Source organism: Bacteroides sp. QWL-09, from assembly GCF_058683585.1.
In genome coordinates this window covers 38463-58072 of record NZ_CM178748.1, presented here as the reverse complement: position 1 = coordinate 58072, position 19610 = coordinate 38463, and the positions used below count along the sequence as shown (strand labels likewise).

18 protein-coding genes are annotated in these 19610 nt (G+C 43.3%); 2 read left to right on the top strand and 16 right to left on the bottom strand.

Translation table 11 applies throughout. The features are described from left to right. Window positions 1-154: 154 nt before the first annotated feature. From AC4PG5_RS00230 to AC4PG5_RS00210, 5 genes are all read right to left on the bottom strand, one after another. Entirely contained in the window at window positions 155-2494 is a 2340-nt protein-coding gene (locus AC4PG5_RS00230; RefSeq protein WP_492029502.1) for a TonB-dependent receptor plug domain-containing protein, read from the bottom strand. 293 nt (window positions 2495-2787) lie between these two features. Beyond that, on the bottom strand, window positions 2788-3705 hold the full coding sequence (locus AC4PG5_RS00225) for an acyltransferase family protein (protein ID WP_492029501.1): 918 nt from the start codon (window positions 3703-3705) through the stop codon (window positions 2788-2790). Window positions 3706-3875: 170 nt separating this feature from the next. Next, window positions 3876-5621, bottom strand: a complete 1746-nt coding sequence (locus AC4PG5_RS00220; protein WP_492029500.1) for a phospho-sugar mutase — start codon at window positions 5619-5621, stop codon at window positions 3876-3878. A 190-nt stretch (window positions 5622-5811) separates the two neighbouring features. After that, the gene (locus AC4PG5_RS00215; protein ID WP_492029499.1) at window positions 5812-7446 is read right to left on the bottom strand and encodes a C69 family dipeptidase; all 1635 of its coding nucleotides are present in this window, start codon (window positions 7444-7446) and stop codon (window positions 5812-5814) included. Window positions 7447-7481: 35 nt separating this feature from the next. Further along, the gene (locus AC4PG5_RS00210) at window positions 7482-9131 is read right to left on the bottom strand and encodes a M23 family metallopeptidase (RefSeq protein ID WP_492029498.1); all 1650 of its coding nucleotides are present in this window, start codon (window positions 9129-9131) and stop codon (window positions 7482-7484) included. Window positions 9132-9402: 271 nt separating this feature from the next. Between AC4PG5_RS00210 and ald the strand changes: the two genes are divergently transcribed. Continuing rightward, the gene (ald, locus tag AC4PG5_RS00205; protein WP_492029497.1) at window positions 9403-10509 is read left to right on the top strand and encodes an alanine dehydrogenase; all 1107 of its coding nucleotides are present in this window, start codon (window positions 9403-9405) and stop codon (window positions 10507-10509) included. Between the two features lie 127 nt (window positions 10510-10636). Here ald and AC4PG5_RS00200 read toward each other — a convergent pair whose 3' ends face one another. From AC4PG5_RS00200 to AC4PG5_RS00170, 7 genes are all read right to left on the bottom strand, one after another. Beyond that, window positions 10637-11578, bottom strand: coding sequence for an NAD(P)H-dependent flavin oxidoreductase (locus tag AC4PG5_RS00200; protein WP_492029496.1), 942 nt, complete (start codon window positions 11576-11578; stop codon window positions 10637-10639). Between the two features lie 173 nt (window positions 11579-11751). Next, on the bottom strand, window positions 11752-12435 hold the full coding sequence (locus AC4PG5_RS00195) for a DUF4858 domain-containing protein (RefSeq protein ID WP_492029495.1): 684 nt from the start codon (window positions 12433-12435) through the stop codon (window positions 11752-11754). A 20-nt stretch (window positions 12436-12455) separates the two neighbouring features. Next, complete coding sequence (locus AC4PG5_RS00190) at window positions 12456-12980, bottom strand: DUF4943 family protein (RefSeq protein ID WP_492029494.1); 525 nt, start codon at window positions 12978-12980, stop codon at window positions 12456-12458. Between the two features lie 11 nt (window positions 12981-12991). Next, window positions 12992-14044, bottom strand: a complete 1053-nt coding sequence (locus AC4PG5_RS00185; RefSeq protein WP_492029493.1) for a porin family protein — start codon at window positions 14042-14044, stop codon at window positions 12992-12994. After that, entirely contained in the window at window positions 14028-14576 is a 549-nt protein-coding gene (locus AC4PG5_RS00180; protein WP_492029492.1) for an RNA polymerase sigma factor, read from the bottom strand. The genes AC4PG5_RS00185 and AC4PG5_RS00180 overlap by 17 nt, the downstream gene beginning before the upstream one ends. A gap of 194 nt (window positions 14577-14770) precedes the next feature. After that, window positions 14771-15619 (bottom strand): carboxylating nicotinate-nucleotide diphosphorylase, encoded by an 849-nt coding sequence (nadC, locus tag AC4PG5_RS00175; RefSeq protein ID WP_492029491.1) that lies wholly within the window; start codon window positions 15617-15619, stop codon window positions 14771-14773. Continuing rightward, a complete protein-coding gene (locus AC4PG5_RS00170; protein ID WP_492029490.1) occupies window positions 15612-16004 on the bottom strand; it encodes a DUF4783 domain-containing protein in 393 nt (130 codons plus the stop codon). Before AC4PG5_RS00170 ends, nadC begins: the two co-directional genes overlap by 8 nt. A 127-nt stretch (window positions 16005-16131) precedes the next feature. Here AC4PG5_RS00170 and rlmH point away from each other — a divergent pair, with 127 nt between their 5' ends. Then, complete coding sequence (gene rlmH / locus AC4PG5_RS00165) at window positions 16132-16605, top strand: 23S rRNA (pseudouridine(1915)-N(3))-methyltransferase RlmH (RefSeq protein WP_492029489.1); 474 nt, start codon at window positions 16132-16134, stop codon at window positions 16603-16605. A 145-nt stretch (window positions 16606-16750) separates the two neighbouring features. On the opposite strand, the gene queF is transcribed toward rlmH, so the two are convergent. The 4 genes from queF to AC4PG5_RS00145 form a co-directional block, all read right to left on the bottom strand. Beyond that, a complete protein-coding gene (gene queF / locus AC4PG5_RS00160; protein ID WP_492029488.1) occupies window positions 16751-17206 on the bottom strand; it encodes a preQ(1) synthase in 456 nt (151 codons plus the stop codon). Window positions 17207-17268: 62 nt separating this feature from the next. Then, window positions 17269-17931 (bottom strand): 7-cyano-7-deazaguanine synthase QueC, encoded by a 663-nt coding sequence (queC, locus tag AC4PG5_RS00155; protein WP_492029487.1) that lies wholly within the window; start codon window positions 17929-17931, stop codon window positions 17269-17271. Between the two features lie 76 nt (window positions 17932-18007). Next, on the bottom strand, window positions 18008-18688 hold the full coding sequence (locus tag AC4PG5_RS00150; RefSeq protein ID WP_492029486.1) for a queuosine precursor transporter: 681 nt from the start codon (window positions 18686-18688) through the stop codon (window positions 18008-18010). Between the two features lie 123 nt (window positions 18689-18811). Then, a complete protein-coding gene (locus AC4PG5_RS00145; protein ID WP_492029485.1) occupies window positions 18812-19594 on the bottom strand; it encodes a nitrilase-related carbon-nitrogen hydrolase in 783 nt (260 codons plus the stop codon). Window positions 19595-19610: the final 16 nt, after the last annotated feature.

The following is a 19610-nucleotide window of genomic DNA, read 5'->3' as shown; positions in this document are numbered from 1 at the left end:
AATACGTTGATTTATAGGTGATAACAAAAAAACATCTTGTGATCGAATCTAACACAAGATCCTTAGCCAATATACAAGTTGGCTAAGGATAGGTGTTGTTAATCAACAGATAAGGATCATATAAAGTTTAAACTTGATGATCAGACTGAGATCTCTATTCTTGAACTTTTAAGATTCCCACTTCACCATCTGCGTTCTGTAGCGACTTCTTACTTTTCTTCAGTGACTTACCCCAGTTGAGCTGGTAGGATACTCCAAGCACGAACATGTTGCCGTTGTCTTTGATGCGTACACTTTCACTGAAGGGGTTGACTGACGACAAGGATTCGCTCTTGACTTTCCATGCTTTCGTAAACGGATAATAGACACCGGCTCTTAAGCTCAAACGCCCATGTCGATAACCTAGCATCAACGTTGAGTTGTTCTCTTCCAAGCTCACGATCTCTCCGGAGAGTTCTTTCTTGGGGCGGGTGTACGAGCCTACCAAATACCACGATTTGTAATAGGCTTGAACAGAAGCCGACCAATAGAGGTTGTACAGTTGATGGCGATAGTCTTCACCGGATGTAGAGAACCGATTCCAGCCGACTGAGGTTGAAAAGTTTAAACACTTAAAAAGTTTTGAAAGGTTGATGTCTAACTGAGCATTGGTCTGCTGGTTATAATTCTGATTCCGATACTCGGAAACAAAAGTCTGGGGTTCATAATAGGTATAAATAGAGATGGGATGAAAGGTTTTCGTGTGACTTAACCAAAGGTTGACATTGAGGTTACTCTTATTGTAAGTCATGAGTAAACGATTTCTAACCGTGTTGTAGGCTTTCAGCTGAGGGTTTCCTTTGATGACGAGGATTTTCTCGTAACTCTGCTCAACGTCGCTCAGTTGGGAAAGCGTAGGAAGCGATGGTTTTAACTGAAAAAGGTAGCTCAACCTAAAGTTCTTAGAAAGAGGATACAACAGATTCAGACTTACGAGGTTACGAAAATAGGTACGCTGATCTAAATGGTTGCTGACTTGATAGTATTTTATCCCTACTCCTAAAGAGTAAGAAAACTTATTTAGGCTTCCTTTCCATTCTCCATGCATGTAGGTATCTCCGGAATTCATGCGGGTAGTCTGATCGGAATTTCCACTATAATCGTTGCGTGTATAACTCTGCAAATGACGAAGGCCAAACCCTAATTGCTGGGTGCCAACCTTAAAACGATAGGTGGCTTCGGCGATCAATGACTGACGACTGTTGTCGACGTTGTTATTGAATTTCTCAACCACAGAGGAGGTAGCATAGCTATCGGTCAGATGACGGGTATAATCACTTTGTGTGAGTGTACCCACTACATTAAATTCTAAAGAATGGTTGTTCCTGAATCGATGAATCAAGAAGAGATCGATCGAAGGGGAATAGGCTTTAAACAGAGCTTTACTTTCTCTATTGATCTTGGTATTGGCGCCTTGGTTTTCTGTTTGCAGAATATCCGAATTTATAGAGGTGTGCTGACGTCCAATGCTATTGAGGAAAGTGGCCGAAAACATTGTGCGATCGTTAATCTGTAAATTATAGCCAAGATTGATCTCTTGCGATAGATAACCGAACGGTGAATAACGACCGGCACTGAGGCGACCGATAGTGCTATATGGACTAACAAAAGACTCGCCACGATCGGTCCAACGCTTGTCATAATCGCGCCAACTATTGTTGTATAAGAGGGTGAACTCGGACTTCTTATGACGCAAGCTTGTACTTAGCGTTCCATTTAAAAAGCCGGTCATCGGTGATGCCATCAGATTTGAGAAAAGGTTACCGCCATTCTGCTTCTCTTTAAGGATGAAGTTTATGACTCCTCCGGCATTGCTATTGGCATAACGGATCGACGGGCTACTGCTATACTCTATTCGATCGATATCATCGGGGCTAAGACCCAAAACTTGTTCTCTAGGCTGTGGACGCCCATTGATTTGATAGATCGGAGCGGCTCCTTCAATAAGGACTTTTTGTTCGATCGGATTAACAGTCATCCCCGGGAGATTGAGGGTTTGAAGTAAATCGATACTCCCGGAAGAGATCTTTAATTGTGCAGCCTTGGGAAACACAATCATTTTATCGACCTTCTGAATGATTGAACTGCCGGTGACAACAACTTCCGGCAAATCGACATCTAAAGAGGATTTCTTTTTAGGAAGAATAGAGATCGTGCCCAAATCGATATGTCGGTCGTTCTTCCAATCGACGAGGAGATTGACACGCTCATAGCCCGCTATATCGACTTTAAAGATGTAACGACTGACTGGAAGATTCTTCCACATAAACGTTCCGTCGGCATGGGTTAATTGGTGATTCTTGATTAGGGAGTCGGCAGTCATTGCAACCACTGAAACCTCTTTGGGCGATTTTGAATCTGTAAATAGAATTTTCCCAAATAATTTATAGTCCTTGGCTTGTGCATTTAAGGTAAATAGCCAAGAAATAAAAACAAGAAAAAATAGTTTTTTCATGACACATGTATTAGTTCTTCAATAGTACTTGATCGATTAAAGGCATTGAAACTAGATAAATATAACTACAATCAGAACGTCGATAGCAGAAATAAAATCAGTTACAACAAACAAATGTAGTCTATCTTTTTTACCTAACAGATCAACAACTGCTTAAAAAGAGTTAAAAAGAGTAAGCGACATTTAATTCACTCTTTTTTACCTTACGACCAAGTTGGTCTTTATGATTACAGAGCACGAAACTTATTATTCTATTAAATAACACGGCCTACTCTAATCGAAGAAGGCGGCTCTTAATATTCAAGTCGTTTTTGCTTGATATAAAGAGAATAAAACCCCACCAACACAAGCTCTAAAGCAATAGTCACGATATAGAACAGGGGCGAATGAATGTTGGGAATGAAAGCGGTGGCACAGAGGATGGGAAGCACATGCCATAAGTAGAAAGTCAGCGAATGGGTACCCAACCACTCTAGCTGACGACAATGAGGAAGTTGGTAGCCAAGGGCTAAGTTAAGCAAGAGATGGATGAGGGAAAGGCTGAAGAGAAGATTGACCCAAAGGGACATCATCGGCAACGGATGGACATAGAGATAAACCACCATTACACTACAGATCACGGGCCAAATATATTCTGTACGAAGGGTCCTCCGAACAGGATGGTGTCGATACCATAAGCCGACCACAAAATAAAGATAAAGGTAAGGACGAAAGGTATAAAAGAGCTTTCCCGGAACACCTTGAAGCGGTAAGGCTTGCTGCAGAATGGTGGCTACAACGCTAATCCCAATCCCTGCCCAAAGAATCTGCCGATGACTGAGTCCTAATCGCCGCATGAGCCAGGTGAGCGCAATCCACGACAGATAGGCCGGAATGAACCACAGATGATAATAAGGATAAAGGAAGGCGTCGACAAGTGATGTTCCCCATGAATCACCGACAAGATAAGCATCGGTTGCAAAATAGTAGATCAATACGGCACTCGCCCAAGGCAATAGGAGGCGTACGGTATATTTCTTCATTAAATCCATCACACGACTATCGGGCGAGAGATGATAAAGGAATCCACTGATGGCCACAAAGAGTGGCATGTGAAAACTATAGATAAAGGTTCGAAGAAGAGAGTGACTCATCTCCTCACGAACAACATGCCCCACTATCACCAATAAGATGAGTAGTCCTTTTAATAAATCGATATTCCGTAGTCGCATAAAGATCACGAACTGATATAATCGTTGCCAAAAACAAAAGCCCCGCCAAGATCTTCTCTTAAAGATCGGGCAAAGGCTTTTGAATAATTCATTTATTTCATCAAACGATTCTCTGATCCATCGATCACGTGTCTCACCGACCGATCAAGATCAGAAAAGAGTCGAATAGACTAAATGTGTAGAGAAGTACGGATCGCTGCGATCTTGTCCATCGCTGCCGCTTCTGCAGAAGCATAACAGTTACGACACCCCATCTCACCTTTCACTTCCATATAGAACTTAATCTTGGGCTCAGTTCCCGAAGGACGGACCGACACCTTGTCGCCATCTTCGGTGAAGAACTGAAGAACATTTGAGGTATCCGGCATATCAAGATCGATCACTTGGCCTTTATCGTCGGTCTGCTTCAAGCTCAAATAGTCTTTAATCGCAACCACCTTCGAACCGCCAAGATCTTTCGGAGGATTAGAACGGAAGTTGTCCATCATGGCTTTGATCTCTTCAGCACCACTCTTACCCGGCTTAACCACGTTCACAGTGTACTCTTTCGAGAAACCATATTCCAAATAGATATCTAAAAGCAATTGGTATAAGCTCTTGCCATTATCTTTTGCCCAAGCCGCGATCTCTGCGATCAAACAACAAGCCGATACAGAGTCTTTATCGCGTACGAAATCTTCAGCCAAGAACCCGAAGCTCTCTTCGCCTCCACCGATATAGATCTTCTCACCTTCGCGAATGCGAATCTCACGAGCAATCCATTTGAAACCGGTGTAACAGTCGATCATCTCAATCCGGTTCTTATCGGCAATCTTCTTGATCAGCTCAGTCGTCACAATGGTCTTCACCACAAACTCCTTGCCGGTCATCTTACCTAACTTCGTATATTGAGTGATGATGTAATACAAATACATCAAGCAAGTCTGGTTACCATTGATCAAAACCCATTCGCCGTTATCGTCTTTACAAGCAATACCGATGCGATCGGCATCAGGATCGGAAGCCATAACCATATCTGCATCAATCTCTTTAGCCAAGTTGATCGCCATCGAAAGCGCTTCTGCATTTTCCGGGTTTGGTGAAACGACCGTCGAGAAGTTGCCGTCTTTCACCATCTGTTCGGGTACAGTATGTACATTGTCGAAACCCCACATCTTCAAGGCACGAGGAATAAGGATCATTCCGGTACCATGAATCGGCGTATAGACAATCTTCATATCTTTATGACGGGCAATGGCTTCGGGTTCGATCGAGATGGTCTTCACTTGATCCAAGTATATCTTATCGATATCCTCACCGACCATCTGAATCAACTCCGGACGACCTTCAAACTTGATGTCGGCAGCCGATGCGATCTTATTTACTTCATCAATAATTCCTTTATCGTGTGGAGCCAATACTTGTGCACCATCGTCCCAATAGGCTTTATAACCGTTGTATTCTTTCGGGTTGTGTGAAGCCGTCAAGATAATACCACTCTGACAACCTAAGTGACGGATCGCAAACGACATTTCCGGTGTCGGACGCATATCTTCGAAAAGATAAACTTTAATGCCATTGGCCGAAAAGATATTCGCTGAAATCTCAGCGAACAAACGGCTGTTGTTACGACAGTCGTGCCCAACCACTACTGAGATTTGAGATAATTCTTTGAAATTTTTATTCAAGTAATTTGACAATCCTTGTGTAGCTGCACCAACAGTATATATATTCATTCGGTTACTACCTACGCCCATGATACCGCGTAAACCGCCTGTACCAAATTCCAAGTCTTTATAAAAAGATTCGATTAACTCCGTTTTATCTTCGTTCGCTAATAGGCGTTTAACCTCAGCTTGAGTTTCAGCGTTATAGGCAGGTGAAAGCCACTTTTCGGCTTTCTCAGTCACCTGTTTGATGAGTTCGCTATTTTCCATTATAACAGTCTTTTTTAGGTTAATGCTTCTTTATCTATTTTAGTCAGACAAATGTAAAGCAATAAGTTTACAAATCCTATTCATTTAAATAAAATATTCGCCGACTAGAGGCCGATAAACAGAAACGTCTGCCCTTGAATACACTTCTCAGATTCAAGAACAGACGTTTGAACGATAAACTATATGAGATTTATTTTACCAAATAACGATCCCCTGTTTGCTTGGTATATTCTTCAAGGAAAGGTTTTGGATAACCTTGACGAATCACGCCTGCAGGTTGACCGATAGAGTTACGTTCGAACTTACCGTCTTTTACTCGTTTAGTCACTCCGTCATTATACTTCACGATCAAGAAAGTACCTAGATTCTTCCATTTATCGAAAGCATTTTGTGCCGTCATTCCGGTATAGTTGGTCAAGAACTCAACCGCTGCTGCTTTATCCTTCAACAAAAGTTTCTCGGCAGTCTCTTCAATACCGGCTTGGGCATTAAAGAAGGTCGTTTCCAACTCTTTCTGAGTAGCGCGTACATCATTAATCATCAAGTCGTAACGTGGATAAACCATGTTTGCAACCCAGTTGTAAATCCAAAAGGCTGAGTTCCATGAGAAAGTGATATAGTCGGCTCCATCTACACGGGTATAACAAGTCGGTGCTTTAGTTGTACAACAGTAAACCGGTGTAAAGGCTGTCATGTTGGCGTCATCAAGACCAAACCAAAGCACGCCACCAATAGCATCCGGCTTAAATGAACGCATCTGCGACACGAAGACGAAGCCACTTTGTTGAGTCGAGATCGGGCGTTCGTTGAAGTACTCTTTATCATCCACCTTGAACGTTAGAGGCGACAAGCGGTAAGGCATCTTATACGGACCGGCGCCAAAATCTTTTGTGATATCAAGAGGTGTTCCTTCATAATGATCGCGCATCATCTCTTTCACATCTTGTACCGACAATTTACGAGTTGGTTTCATAAACAGGGGCATCGGAGTATCTGTATCTCCCTGGATATAAGGTAAGAATGCTTGTCCCTGATCGGTATATTTATTGAAGAAACTCCATACACGAGCTTCACAGAAACGACGAGCACCGAAATCAAGAGGGGCATAAGCATTTGCAAAGCTAAAGTCTTTGTTCACCCCGGTAAAGTAACCTCTTTCACGGGCAAACGAAACGACATCAGAAGCATAAACACAATTCTCCTTATCGTCCATATTGAACTGGTGGATACGTGCTTGATTGGCATGCGCCGAGATACAATCGTCGGGTACACGAACTGCGACCCATACCGCTCCGCGAATACCGGGACCTTTACCGATCATCTCCATGATCCAGATCTCATTCGGATCGGCAATGGTGAACGACTCCCCACTGCTGTAATAACCATATTTCTGTACCAGATCGGTCATCACCTTAATGGCTTCACGAGCTGTGCGTGAACGTTGCAAACCTAAATAGATCAAGCTACCATAATCGATCACTCCGGTGGTATCAACCAACTCTGGGCGACCTCCAAAAGTCGTCTCAGCAATTGTCACCTGAAACTCATTCATGTTTCCAATGACATTATACGTCTGATGGGCTTGCTCTATCTCACCTAAATATTTACCGGTGTCCCACTCGTTGATCTTCATCATCGTGCCTTTTTTATGGATACCGGCCGGATAGTGATACAACTCACCGAACAATCCATAGGAATCGGCAGAATAAGAGACAATGGTGGACCCGTCGGCAGAAGCATTTTTACCAACAATCAGGTTTGTGCAGGCAAAGGTCTCTACCGTTGCAGCAAAGAAGCACGCCGCCAAAAAGAGAATTTTCTTCATAACTATATACTTGGTTAATCAATTAAATAAATCTATCACCAAAACAAAATATCGTGCGAGACACTACGGTTTCCGCAATGATCGACCACCGTAAACTCAACCACATGTTTTCCCCCACGTTTAAAATGCGTAGGATCTAACTCACACTCCCAATAAGGGCGCATCGTATTCGGTTGTCGAAAGAGAGCATACTTCCCGTCAATCATACCTCGGAACGAAGCAATACCGGTTTGACGATCACTCACCCGATAACGGATCTTTCCTTGTCGTCCCCATGCTGTTTTAGCAATGGGAGTTACAGACGGCGGAACCGTATCCACCTTAACGGTATACGTTCCTAATTCCCGAATCAGAGTGCGAACAAACCCATCTTTGTACTGTCCTCCTGCGCTATACGTTTTACCATTCGGCATGACTCGCGCAATATAATACTTAGTCGTATCGGTTACCACCTTTCGACGAACGCCTATTTTCAATTCACATCCCGCATGTAAAGGCGTGTACTTATCGTTCAACTGATACGTGTAAGCTACATCCCCACTATCGGCCTTAACTTGATAGTATAACGGTACATCATCATATAACATGCCTTGCGGCACCACCAAGGTCATCCCTGGCTCTTGCAAGAAATTGGTCTTATCCCATTCAAAAAGATACTTCTCCCGATGCTCGATCGGAGCAATGGACTGTTCTTTTCCTCTGACCACAAAACGATATTGGGACGTGTTTCCTAATGCATCTTTCAACGTATATAAGAAATGATAATCCCGTTCCTCATTAATTTGTATCAGTCCCCGATGAGCATTATAGGTTTTCAACAAACGCAATCGGTTTCCCGGTTCTATGAACGATTTCATATATCCTCCATACACCCAAGAGTTGATCATACGGTTTTCATCGGCAGAAAAACGATCGACCTCACTCTGAAAGACTTTCTCTCCATCGACCGAAAGCGTTACTGAATAAACCCCATAGTGATTGCTCACTCCATTCATATAATCATAAGCCTTGATGCCGGTTCCGATCCATCCCCAAGCTTCAACCGGACGATTGTATCGCAGTGAGATCACCTTATGCCCTACTCCGCCATCAACCACACCTCTACCAATCTGAGGGAAAAACATAATCCCCTGCGCCAGAGGTGCCCGAGTGTCTTTAATATGTCCGGCAAACAAGGGCAATGGATCAACATGATCGCCGCTATTTTTATCTAGTACATCCAAATGCAAGTGAGGTCCCGCCGAATAACCGGTATTACCACTCCAAGCAATTTGCTGACCAGCTTTAACCGGATATTCCCCAACTGCAGGAACAATCTCAACTTCCCAGCTCTCCTTTTCGTATTGTAGTTGCTTTACTCTCTCAGCTATCGGCGACGTAAATCCATCCAAATGTCTATTAATGGTTTGGTAACCATTCTCATAACAAACCTCGAGCACAAAACCCGAACCGCTCGTTACCCGTATTTTAGAGATATAACCTTCACCCAAAGCATAAACAGGCTTCCTTATTCCACCGGTTTTGAAGTCGAGTCCACCATGAAAGTGATTCGCACGGAGCTCGCCAAAATTACCGCTCAAAGTTAAAGGAAACTTAAAAGGAGGTGCAAATAGTCGGTTTGTGTCGGTTTGTGTATAGCCCTTCACGTTGCATAACAACATTAAGGCTACGATATATAACTTCATGAAAAAATGCTTTTTTAGTTTGAATCTATCGCAAATGTACATCATTCTACATAGATTATAAAATAATGCTTAGCAAAAAGTCGGCCACATTGATTCAAAACGACACTTTCATCTCACTCACACCACTCTTTTCATAACACCTTGCAATATTAGCAAAAAACAGCAAAACAGAAAAATGTGACATTCTGTTGTAAAACATCTCTTTTTTAACTACAACCTAACCCATTTATTTCTACATTCGGCCACGTTTAACCCTTAATACTATAACATTATGATTATTGGAGTACCCAAAGAAATCAAAAACAACGAAAACCGCGTAGGTATGACTCCCTCAGGAGTCTCTGAGTTAGTAAAGCGCGGTCATCAAGTATATGTTCAACACACAGCCGGAGCCAATAGTGGGTTTCCCGACGAAGCATATACAGCTGTCGGTGGTCAGATCCTACCTACTATTGAAGACGTTTACGGCATTGCCGAAATGATTATCAAAGTAAAGGAACCTATCACTCCGGAATATGGTTTAATTAAAGAAAACCAGTTGCTATTTACCTATTTCCACTTTGCTTCTGATGAAAAACTAACTCATGCCATGATCAAGAGCAAAGCAATCTGCTTAGCTTACGAAACCGTAGAAAAAGACGACCGTTCTCTTCCGCTGTTGGTGCCGATGAGTGAAGTTGCCGGACGTATGTCGGTTCAAGAAGGTGCTCGTTTCCTTGAACGTCCAAAAGGCGGAAAAGGTATTCTTCTTGGTGGCGTACCGGGAGTAAAACCTGCTAAAGTATTAATTCTTGGTGGAGGTATCGTAGGTAGCAATGCGGCTCAGATGGCTGCCGGTCTTGGTGCAGATGTAACCATCGCCGACGTTAATTTGAACCGTTTACGTTATTTGAGTGAAACTCTACCAAAGAACGTGAAAACACTTTATTCTTCGGAATTAAGAATCAAGAAAGAACTTCCTGATGTGGATTTGGTGATCGGATCAGTATTAATTCCGGGCGACAAAGCTCCGCACTTAATTACGAAAGAGATGTTAGCACTCATGGAACCGGGTACCGTTATGGTAGACGTTGCTATCGACCAAGGTGGTTGTTTCGAAACGTCTCACCCAACCACTCATGCTGAGCCGACTTATACGGTAGATGGTATATTACACTATGCTGTAGCTAATATCCCGGGTGCTGTACCTTATACTTCAACTTTGGCATTGACCAATGCAACCTTGCCTTATGCTATTGCACTAGCCAATAAGGGTTGGGAAAAAGCATGCAAAGACGATAAATCATTGGCTTTGGGCTTGAATATTGTCAAAGGAAAAGTCGTATACAAAGCTGTAGCTGATGTTTTCAATTTAGAATATAATCCTATCGAACTATAGATATAATACACAAAACTATGTGATTAAGTCTTAATTTGCCCTTTTTTTGAAAAGAGTTGTCTCGAAACTGAAACTAGCGCTTCACATCAAGACAACTCTTTTTATATAAAATAAACACGATGAAAAATCACTCAAAGGTATAACTTGCCCTCTTGGCACGTTCAAAAGACGCCACTAGATCGGCCATGATTTCATCGACCGACTGACAGGAAGTTAGCAGTGCCGAGATCTGTCCAATCTCAAGTTCTCCCTCTTCCATATTACCTTCAAAAATACCCTTCTTTGCACGTCCACGTCCCAAGAGCTCGCGCATCTCATCCGGTGTTGCTCCACGATCTTCAGCCTGTTCAACCAAACTTCGAAAGTTACTCTTAGCTAGACGAGTCGGCGCTAATTTCTTCAACAACAACTTAGTGTCCCCTTCATTTAGAGTCAAGCAGTAGTTTTTAAACTCTTCACTAGCCGAACTTTCATGAGTCAGAGCAAAACGTGTACCGATCTGTACTCCTTCAGCTCCTAGAACCATTGCAGCCAAAATCGCCTCACCCGTACCAATGCCTCCTGCAGCAATCAGAGGTAAAGTCGTAGCCTGACGAACCGATGGAATCAGACATAACGTTGTCGTCTCCTCTCTCCCATTGTGTCCTCCGGCTTCAAAACCTTCGGCAACCACAGCATCCACGCCGGCCTCTTGACATTTCACCGCAAACTTTGAGGAAGAAACGACATGAACAACTGTGATCCCTCTCTCTTTTAGCCAACCGGTCCATGTTTTCGGGTTGCCGGCCGAAGTAAACACAATCTTCACACCCTCTTCAGCCACAATAGTCATGATTTCTTCAATCTGCGGATAAAGCAAAGGAATATTAACTCCAAACGGCTGATCGGTCGCTTGACGACATTTGCGGATATGCTCCCGCAAAGTTTCCGGATGCATAGATCCCGAACCTATTAAGCCTAAGCCACCCGCATTACTGACTGCCGAAGCCAATCGCCAGCCACTACACCAAACCATTCCCCCTTGAATAATAGGGTACTTTATCTGAAATAACGATGTAATTCTATTCATAATTTATTTAATAAAAGAGACGAACCGACACGATTGCCAGTCCATCAGTTTGCATGATTTTAAACAGACCATACGGTACTGCCTTAGAAACGCAAACTTACAAAAAATACAGATTCAAAATCTAATATGTAGAACTAAAACGATCGTCGTTTTATAAAGATGCCCCATCCATTTTAGCGAGTGAGATCAATCATAGGCGTATTAATTCGAACGGTTGTCGAATCACCATAATGCTTAAGAAGTTCCAAAGTACGTGCACGACGCTCACGTCCCTTAACATCCCAAAAGTCTTTTGTAAAAATGGCCATCAGATCAAGCCCTCCAATCGCATTGCCGCTAATATACATTCCATGACCTATTCCGATGCCTCCCAGCTGACTGGTAGAAAACGAATTTACCATCATACCGTTAGCACGTTCACTCAACATCTTAAAATTGAAACCCTCACGAGAAGCCATCTTCCTCCAGTTCACTGGATTCAGCTGATCGACAAGAGACAATAATGGTTTCGAACGCCATGTATCTTTATCGACATGGATCTTTTTCTGAAAAATAGGGTCCCAGTTATAAGGTGTATGAACAGAATAAGGCATCAAGGTTAAGACGACTTTCGGCTTAGGTAAAGCTGTTGGAAGTGTTTCGTCGGGTAAAAGCCACTCTTTCTCCTCAGACATACGCGCCTGATTAGCCATCTGTCCAAAATCGATCTTCTTCACCACCTCAGGGTTCAGCTTTAACTCTTCGCCACCGTTCAACATCCGTTTAAGCTTCAGAGAATCCTCCGAAGTCCACTGCTGCGCACGCACCCAAACCGTCAACAGGATGAAACAAATAAAAAAAAATACGCGTTTTATCATGTTCAATCTCAAATTTCACATTACCACCATCTAAACCCACTTCCACAAAGTGGATTGTCATAACAAGGATCGATGGTCCATGTGGTTCTAGGATATTGCCGACTTTCCCACCAACGACGGTAACAAGCAGCAGCATCTAATAATTCTCTATCATTAAGAAAATAAGTCGCATCGTAATTATCCGCTTCAGCCAAGACCATCTTGCATCCTAAAGACGGGGATGTCCCTTGGCGAATCTTTTCAATGACCCAAAGCATACATTCTCCCAAACGGATCTTACCGCTATTAGTATTATAGACCGAAGGGAAAGACGGAATCACGGTCAGGTCCTCCGAGTATTTCAATAAGTCAGGAATATCTTTCTCTGTAAATAAAGGAACATCGACCAACCCTTTATCATTTTTGGTATGGTAAGTGCCCGATTTCAGTTGTTTAACAAATAAAGAAACATCGGGATTTCTATAGTCCAATTCTTCCGAGCTGCAACCGCAGAAAGTCAGCGATACGGCCAACAGCCATATAACTAAGCATAGTGTTTTATTCATTGTCGTAAGATTTAATAGGTCATTCGAACGCCGCAAAGTAAATTGAAATTGGTTGAGCGTTCCGTACGTATAGTCGCCAACTTCGAGTCTGTATTAAAATGATGGGTAATGCTTGGCTCAGCAAACACCGCAATACGATCAGTAATCTTATAATCGAGCCCCACTCCGGCCATTAGAGAAAGCTGGATGGGTTCTGCACTAAAGCTATGGTCGGGTGCTCCGGCAATACATTTATCGGCCTGTCCACCTGCAGTCAAGTACCATTCAAGCTTCTTGGATTCAGCAAGCGTCAAATTGACCTTAACAGGAATGCCGATATAGTGAAGAGTCTGTCCCGGAGAACGCAAATTAGAATACATCAATCCCGTTTCAAGTCCGATGCGATCATTCAACTTTCGTTCAAGACCGAACCCGGCAGTCAGCGGCATCTTATAAGTACCGTCCTCGGCAGGAAGCCCCACACCAGCTTGCACTTTAACATTCCACTTCGGTTTCTTTTTTCCACTCTTCACCATCTTCCGGCTCTCTTGTTGAGTTTCGGTAACGAGCGATTGCTCAGTCTCTTCTTGTGCCGGGAACAAAGTCTTATCTTGATAATTAGTTGTTTTATGAGGACGATTGTCGGCAAAAGTAGAAGATGAAGCAACGACAAACGACATTGAGACCGTGACTGTGACCGAATCTTCAGGGGCAAGACCCTGAGATAAGATGCCTACCGGACTTGACGGACCTTTTTTTAGGATCGGTTCAACCATGATAGGCAAAGGGTGGATCTGTACCCCATCACCATCCAAATGCCCGCCATTAGTCAAAGCAACCTGACGAAAGGCATGCTCCACCTCCTCTTTAGGAGAGAAACACCAAATGGCCGCAAATGTGGTGACTAATACCAGTAAGACAGAAGCAACCGCTGCCACACGGAAGAAAACCAGCCGACGACGATGACGTGAAGCCACAGCAACCGACGTTTCGAGTTCTTCCCAAAATCCATCTCGAACCGATAGCTCGGCATCCGTCAGACGGGACTGGAACAACTGGATCAATTCATCATTTTCTTTCTGCATATCTTCTATATTCTTTTATTTTTTCAGCTAACAGATATTTTGCCCGATGTAGTTGAGACGTCGACGAATGTTCTTTAATCCTAAGAAGTTGAGCAATCTCTTTATGAGATTTGCCTTCAAATACATAGAGATTAAACACGGTACGACAACCATCCGGAAGTTCGGCTACAAAACCCATCAGTCGCCCCTCAGAGAGCTCACCGTTTGCGGTGGTCGAAAGATCCGGAATATCGGGAAGCGACTCTTCACGAACAACCAGCTGATTAAACCGCTTCTCGCGTCGCAAGTAATCGATGGCCTGAGTCACCATGATACGAGTCATCCATGTTGATAGTGAAGATTCTCCTCGAAAGGAAAATTGGGTAAATATCTTAATAAACCCATCGTGCAACACATCATGTGCCGTATCCAGATCTCCGGTATACCGATAACAAACTGCCAATAACTTCGGTGAATAAAGAGTGTAAAGTTTCTTTCGAGCGGAATCGTCTCCTGCCCGACAGCCCTTTATCAGTTCTATCTCGTTTTCCAAAGTCAAATCTCTTGTTCTATTCGGGTGTCTGTCCGACTCTTTTGTTGATTAGACGCCTGAGTAACCGGAATGCTGCAAAAAGAAATGCAAAAAGAAGTTAAAAGTAAAACACTTTTTGTATAGAGAGAATCAATGTACTGACAGACAACCGATTAAAAAAGGATAGATCATCTGTCAATACATTCATCATAGGATCAAACCGCTTTAAAGCTCATATCCAGACCTTTCACTGAGTGTGTTAAAGCACCGACAGAAATAAAGTCGACTCCACATTCAGCATAATCACGAAGCGTATCGAAGGTAATTCCTCCGGAAGATTCCGTCTCACAACGACCGTTCACAATCTCAACCGCCTTACGAGTCATCTCCGGTGTAAAGTTGTCGAACATGATACGATCGGCTCCACCAAGATCGAGCACTTGTTGAAGTTCGTCGAAGTTTCTAACCTCAATCTCAATCTTCAAGTCTTTCCCCTTCGCCTTACAATACTCTTTCGCCCGATTAATGGCCTTGTCGATGCCACCGGCAAAGTCCACATGATTGTCTTTAAGTAAAATCATATCGAACAACCCGATACGGTGATTCACTCCACCGCCGATCTTAACCGCCATTTTTTCGAGAATACGCATTCCCGGAGTCGTCTTACGCGTGTCTAACACACGAGTATGCGTTCCCTCTAGCTGCTTAGTATATTTACGAGTCATTGTAGCAATTCCACTCATGCGTTGCATCACGTTCAACATCAAACGCTCCGTCTGAAGCAACGATTGTACCTTACCTTCAACGATCATAGCCACATCGCCCGGTTTAACTTCAGTACCATCGTTAATAAACACTTCCACCTTCATGGTCGGGTCAAAGCGATTGAAGATTTCTTTAGCGACTTCGATACCGGCCAATACTCCTGTTTCCTTAATCAGAAGTTTCGATTTTCCCACAGCCGTATCCGGAATACACGAAAGTGTCGTATGATCGCCATCACCAATATCTTCGGCAAAAGCCAGATCAATCAATTTGTCTATCAATTCTTTTTCCTTATTCATTCGTCTTTTCTATTCTAATTTGATGTATTAAATAATCTTCGTCTATCTTCTTTAAAAAACAATTCACACGAAAAGCCCCTTGCGATGTAGACAATTTACCGATAAAGAAACCCGATTCCCGTCGTTTTCCTTCGTGAATCACCTCGAAATCGTTCACCTTATTCTGAGCAAAGAAATCGTCCAACATGGCCACAGCCTTACGGCGATTAGACTTCACGGAATGATTCAATAGAATCAGATCCACCTGATCGTCCATCTTTTTTTCCAGTAACCGAGCGTCACTTTTCTTGAAAGCATCGACCAAATCGGAAAACTCTTTCTGTGCACAAGCCACTGATAATGATAAAAATAAGCCAACCAATACTAAACCTATTCGTGTTTTCATAAGCTTATCGTTTTGAGTTTATGTTTTTAACAGAAACCTTCAATAAGGGTCAGGCAAAGGTAAACAAATGTATCCGAAAAACACAAAAAATGCCTATTTTTGTGCAATCATTCAAAAACATAACCACATGAAGACAACTTTGCTCGTCGTGGGACGAACAGTAGAGAAACATTATATCACCGCAATTGAGGATTATCTTCAACGAACCAAGCACTTTATGTCGTTCGACATGGAAGTCATCCCGGAGTTAAAAAACACCAAAAGCCTATCGGCCGAACAACAAAAAGAAAAAGAAGGAGAACTGATTTGTAAAGCCCTACAACCGGGCGATGTGATTGTGCTACTCGACGAACACGGAAAAGAGATGCGTTCGATCGAATTTGCCGATTGGATGAAGCGCAAGATGAACACCGTCAACAAACGCCTCGTCTTCATCATTGGTGGCCCCTACGGCTTCTCCGAGAAAGTCTATCAATTGGCACACGAGAAGATCTCCATGTCGAAGATGACGTTCTCTCATCAGATGATCCGCCTCATTTTTGTTGAGCAGATCTACCGAGCGATGACGATCCTAAACGGAGGGCCTTACCATCACGAATAACGATCAGAAAAAGCGTGAACCCATAAAAAACATTCGCAGAGCCATGCCCACCTCTGATAAACACCAGATCAAGCAAAAACTCTGCGAATGCTATAAAAGCAGCTTCTTTCCAATAACTATTCAACTGCCATGCCTCTGAACGAGATTATTCTCGGTTCATCAAACGATGTTGAGCCATCTGTTCATAAGGTGTTCCCGGGCGACCATAATTGGTGTAGGGATAGATGGAAATGCCTCCACGAGGTGTGAAGAGTCCCGTAACCTCAATATATTTAGGATTCATCAACTTAATCAAATCCTTCATGATGATGTTCACACAATCCTCATGAAAAGCGCCATGACTACGAAAACTAAACAAATAAAGTTTTAGACTTTTACTTTCGACCATCTTAATGTCGGGGATGTAGCTAATGCGAATCTCCGCAAAATCAGGCTGTCCGGTGATGGGGCAAAGGCTGGTAAATTCCGGACAATTGAAACGCACCCAATAATCATGATCGGGATGTTTGTTATCGAAAGCTTCAAGCACCTCGGGTGCATAATCTTGTTTATATTCAGTCTTTCCACCAAGCAGGGAAAGTTGATCTTTCAAATCGCTCATTTTATCTATTCTTTTAATCGTTATTTCTATTGATACAATTCCAGTAAAGCTATCTGTTGACGCTATCTTGCTTTACGTTGCTGCAAATAAGCCTCCAATCCGGCCATACGTAGTTTACAAGCGGGACAATGTCCGCAACCATCACCGGGAACACCATTATAACACGTCAACGTCCGTTCACGGATCAAGTCCAACACTCCAAGTTCATCGGCCAACGCCCACGTCTCTGTTTTGTCGATCCACATCAAAGGCGTATGAATCACAAACTGCTCGTCCATTGCCAAGTTCAGCGTCACATTAAGCGATTTGATAAAAGCATCGCGACAATCGGGATAACCACTAAAATCGGTTTGTGAAACCCCCGTCACGATATGATGAATGCCATGTTCACGTGCATAGACCGCTGCAATACTCAAGAAGAACAAGTTACGTCCCGGAACAAACGTATTCGGGAAACTATCCGTCGGCTTTTCCTGATCCATCACCATCGACGGATCAGTCAGCGAGTTTTTTCCTAGCTTTCCGATAAACGACACATCCATCACTTCAAAATGAACGCCGGCCTCAAGCGCAATCGCCCGAGCCAATTCCACTTCCTTCTCATGCTTTTGCCCATAAAGGAAGCTCAAAGCATACACTGTTTTAAACTGTCGTTTAGCCCAGAACAGACAAGTCGTCGAGTCTTGTCCCCCGCTAAAAACCACTAATGCCGTATCTTTATTCATAAGTTTATTGATAAAAAAGGTCGATTACACCACAGACTCATCCTCATCGAAACAACAATTCCGAAGTCGATAGTGTTTAGATCTCGTTGACTTTAAGTACATTATAAGAGATGTCCGTATCGTAGACATCGCTACCGTCGATACGCTTCACTGCTTTTACCACACGAATGGTGATCGGCAGAATGATCACTTCATACATCGACTTCAAGAAGATCTGAAGCACCATAATCATCAGCAGTTCCTTCCAAGGAATGATCCCTCCAAAAGCAATGGGAAAGAAGATCAACGAATCGGCTGTCTCGCCCACCACGGTCGACCAGATCGCACGGGCGGAGAAGTTTTTGCCCTTGCTGGCCAGTTTCATCTTACTCATCACATAAGCATTAAGAAACGAGCCGACCAAGAAGGCCAACAAACTAGCCACAACGATACGAGGTGCCATACCAAAGACAAAGTTGAAATGAGCTTCCCCCTCCCAGAAAGGAGCAGCAGGAAGCGACACAGCAATCAGACCAAGGCTCACCACAAAGAAATTCATGGCAAAACCACTCCAAATAATCAGACGTGCTTTTTTAAAGCCCCAAACTTCGGCGATACAATCGTTGATAATATAAGAAACGGGGAAAACCAATAAGCCGGCTGTAACGGTTAGTCCGCAAACCTGAATAACTTTGGTTTCAAGAAGATTGGCTGCAATGAGGCATACATTAAACAGAATGCCCATAAACATAAAGGGTATAGATACTTTTTCTTTCATAAATCCTGTTTTTTACGTGGTGTTCTAGAATACACGACCGCTATTCACGGCATCACAAATTATTTCTTTTAAAATTGGGCGACAAAGATATAACGAAAAGACGAAAAGACCAAACAAATCGACCTAAAGATCGTAGATTAGAATCGCCTCTTCACCGGCTTTACATTGACCAACCACCTCTCCTTTAGCGTTCAACACCTGTGAATCACCCGTATAATTCACTCCGTCGGGAGCTGTTCCCACACAATTCACGCCAATCACCTGAGCCTGATTTTCGATAGCCCGCTCACGAAGTAACGCCATCCAATCGTTTCGTCGCGACTCAGGCCAATTGGCCACATAGATCGCCACATCGTAACGCCCGTCGTTACGACTCCACTCCGGGAAACGTAAATCATAACAAATATAAGTTGCAAAACGACGTCCTCGCCAATGAAACACCAACTGTCGATCGCCCGAAGAGAAACTCCCTTTCTTAAAACAGTTGTGTTTATCGTAATGCACCACTGCTCCGTCGGGGGCAACAGCCAGTAAGCGATTATAATACTTCCCCTCCTCCTTATAGATCGTCGAACCGACAACCATGATCTGATAAGTCGATGCCCATTTCTTCATCCGGCTCATCACCGTCGGATAACACTCCGCCACCCCGTCTTTCGACAGACGAGCCACTCTAGGGTCCTTCTTCTTCATCTCACATCCGGAGACAAACAGTTCGGGAAAGATCACCACATCGCATCCTTTACACTGCTCCAAGCGTTTCTCAAAAGCTGAGAGATTAGCCTCCACCTCTCCCCAGCAAATTTTGGCTTGCACTAAAGCCACACGACAAGGTACCTTCTCTTGAGCATACCCCAAAAGTCCCGTCCACACCAGTACAAGCCCCAAATAAAGTCTATTGTTCATATTCGACCTTTGTTCT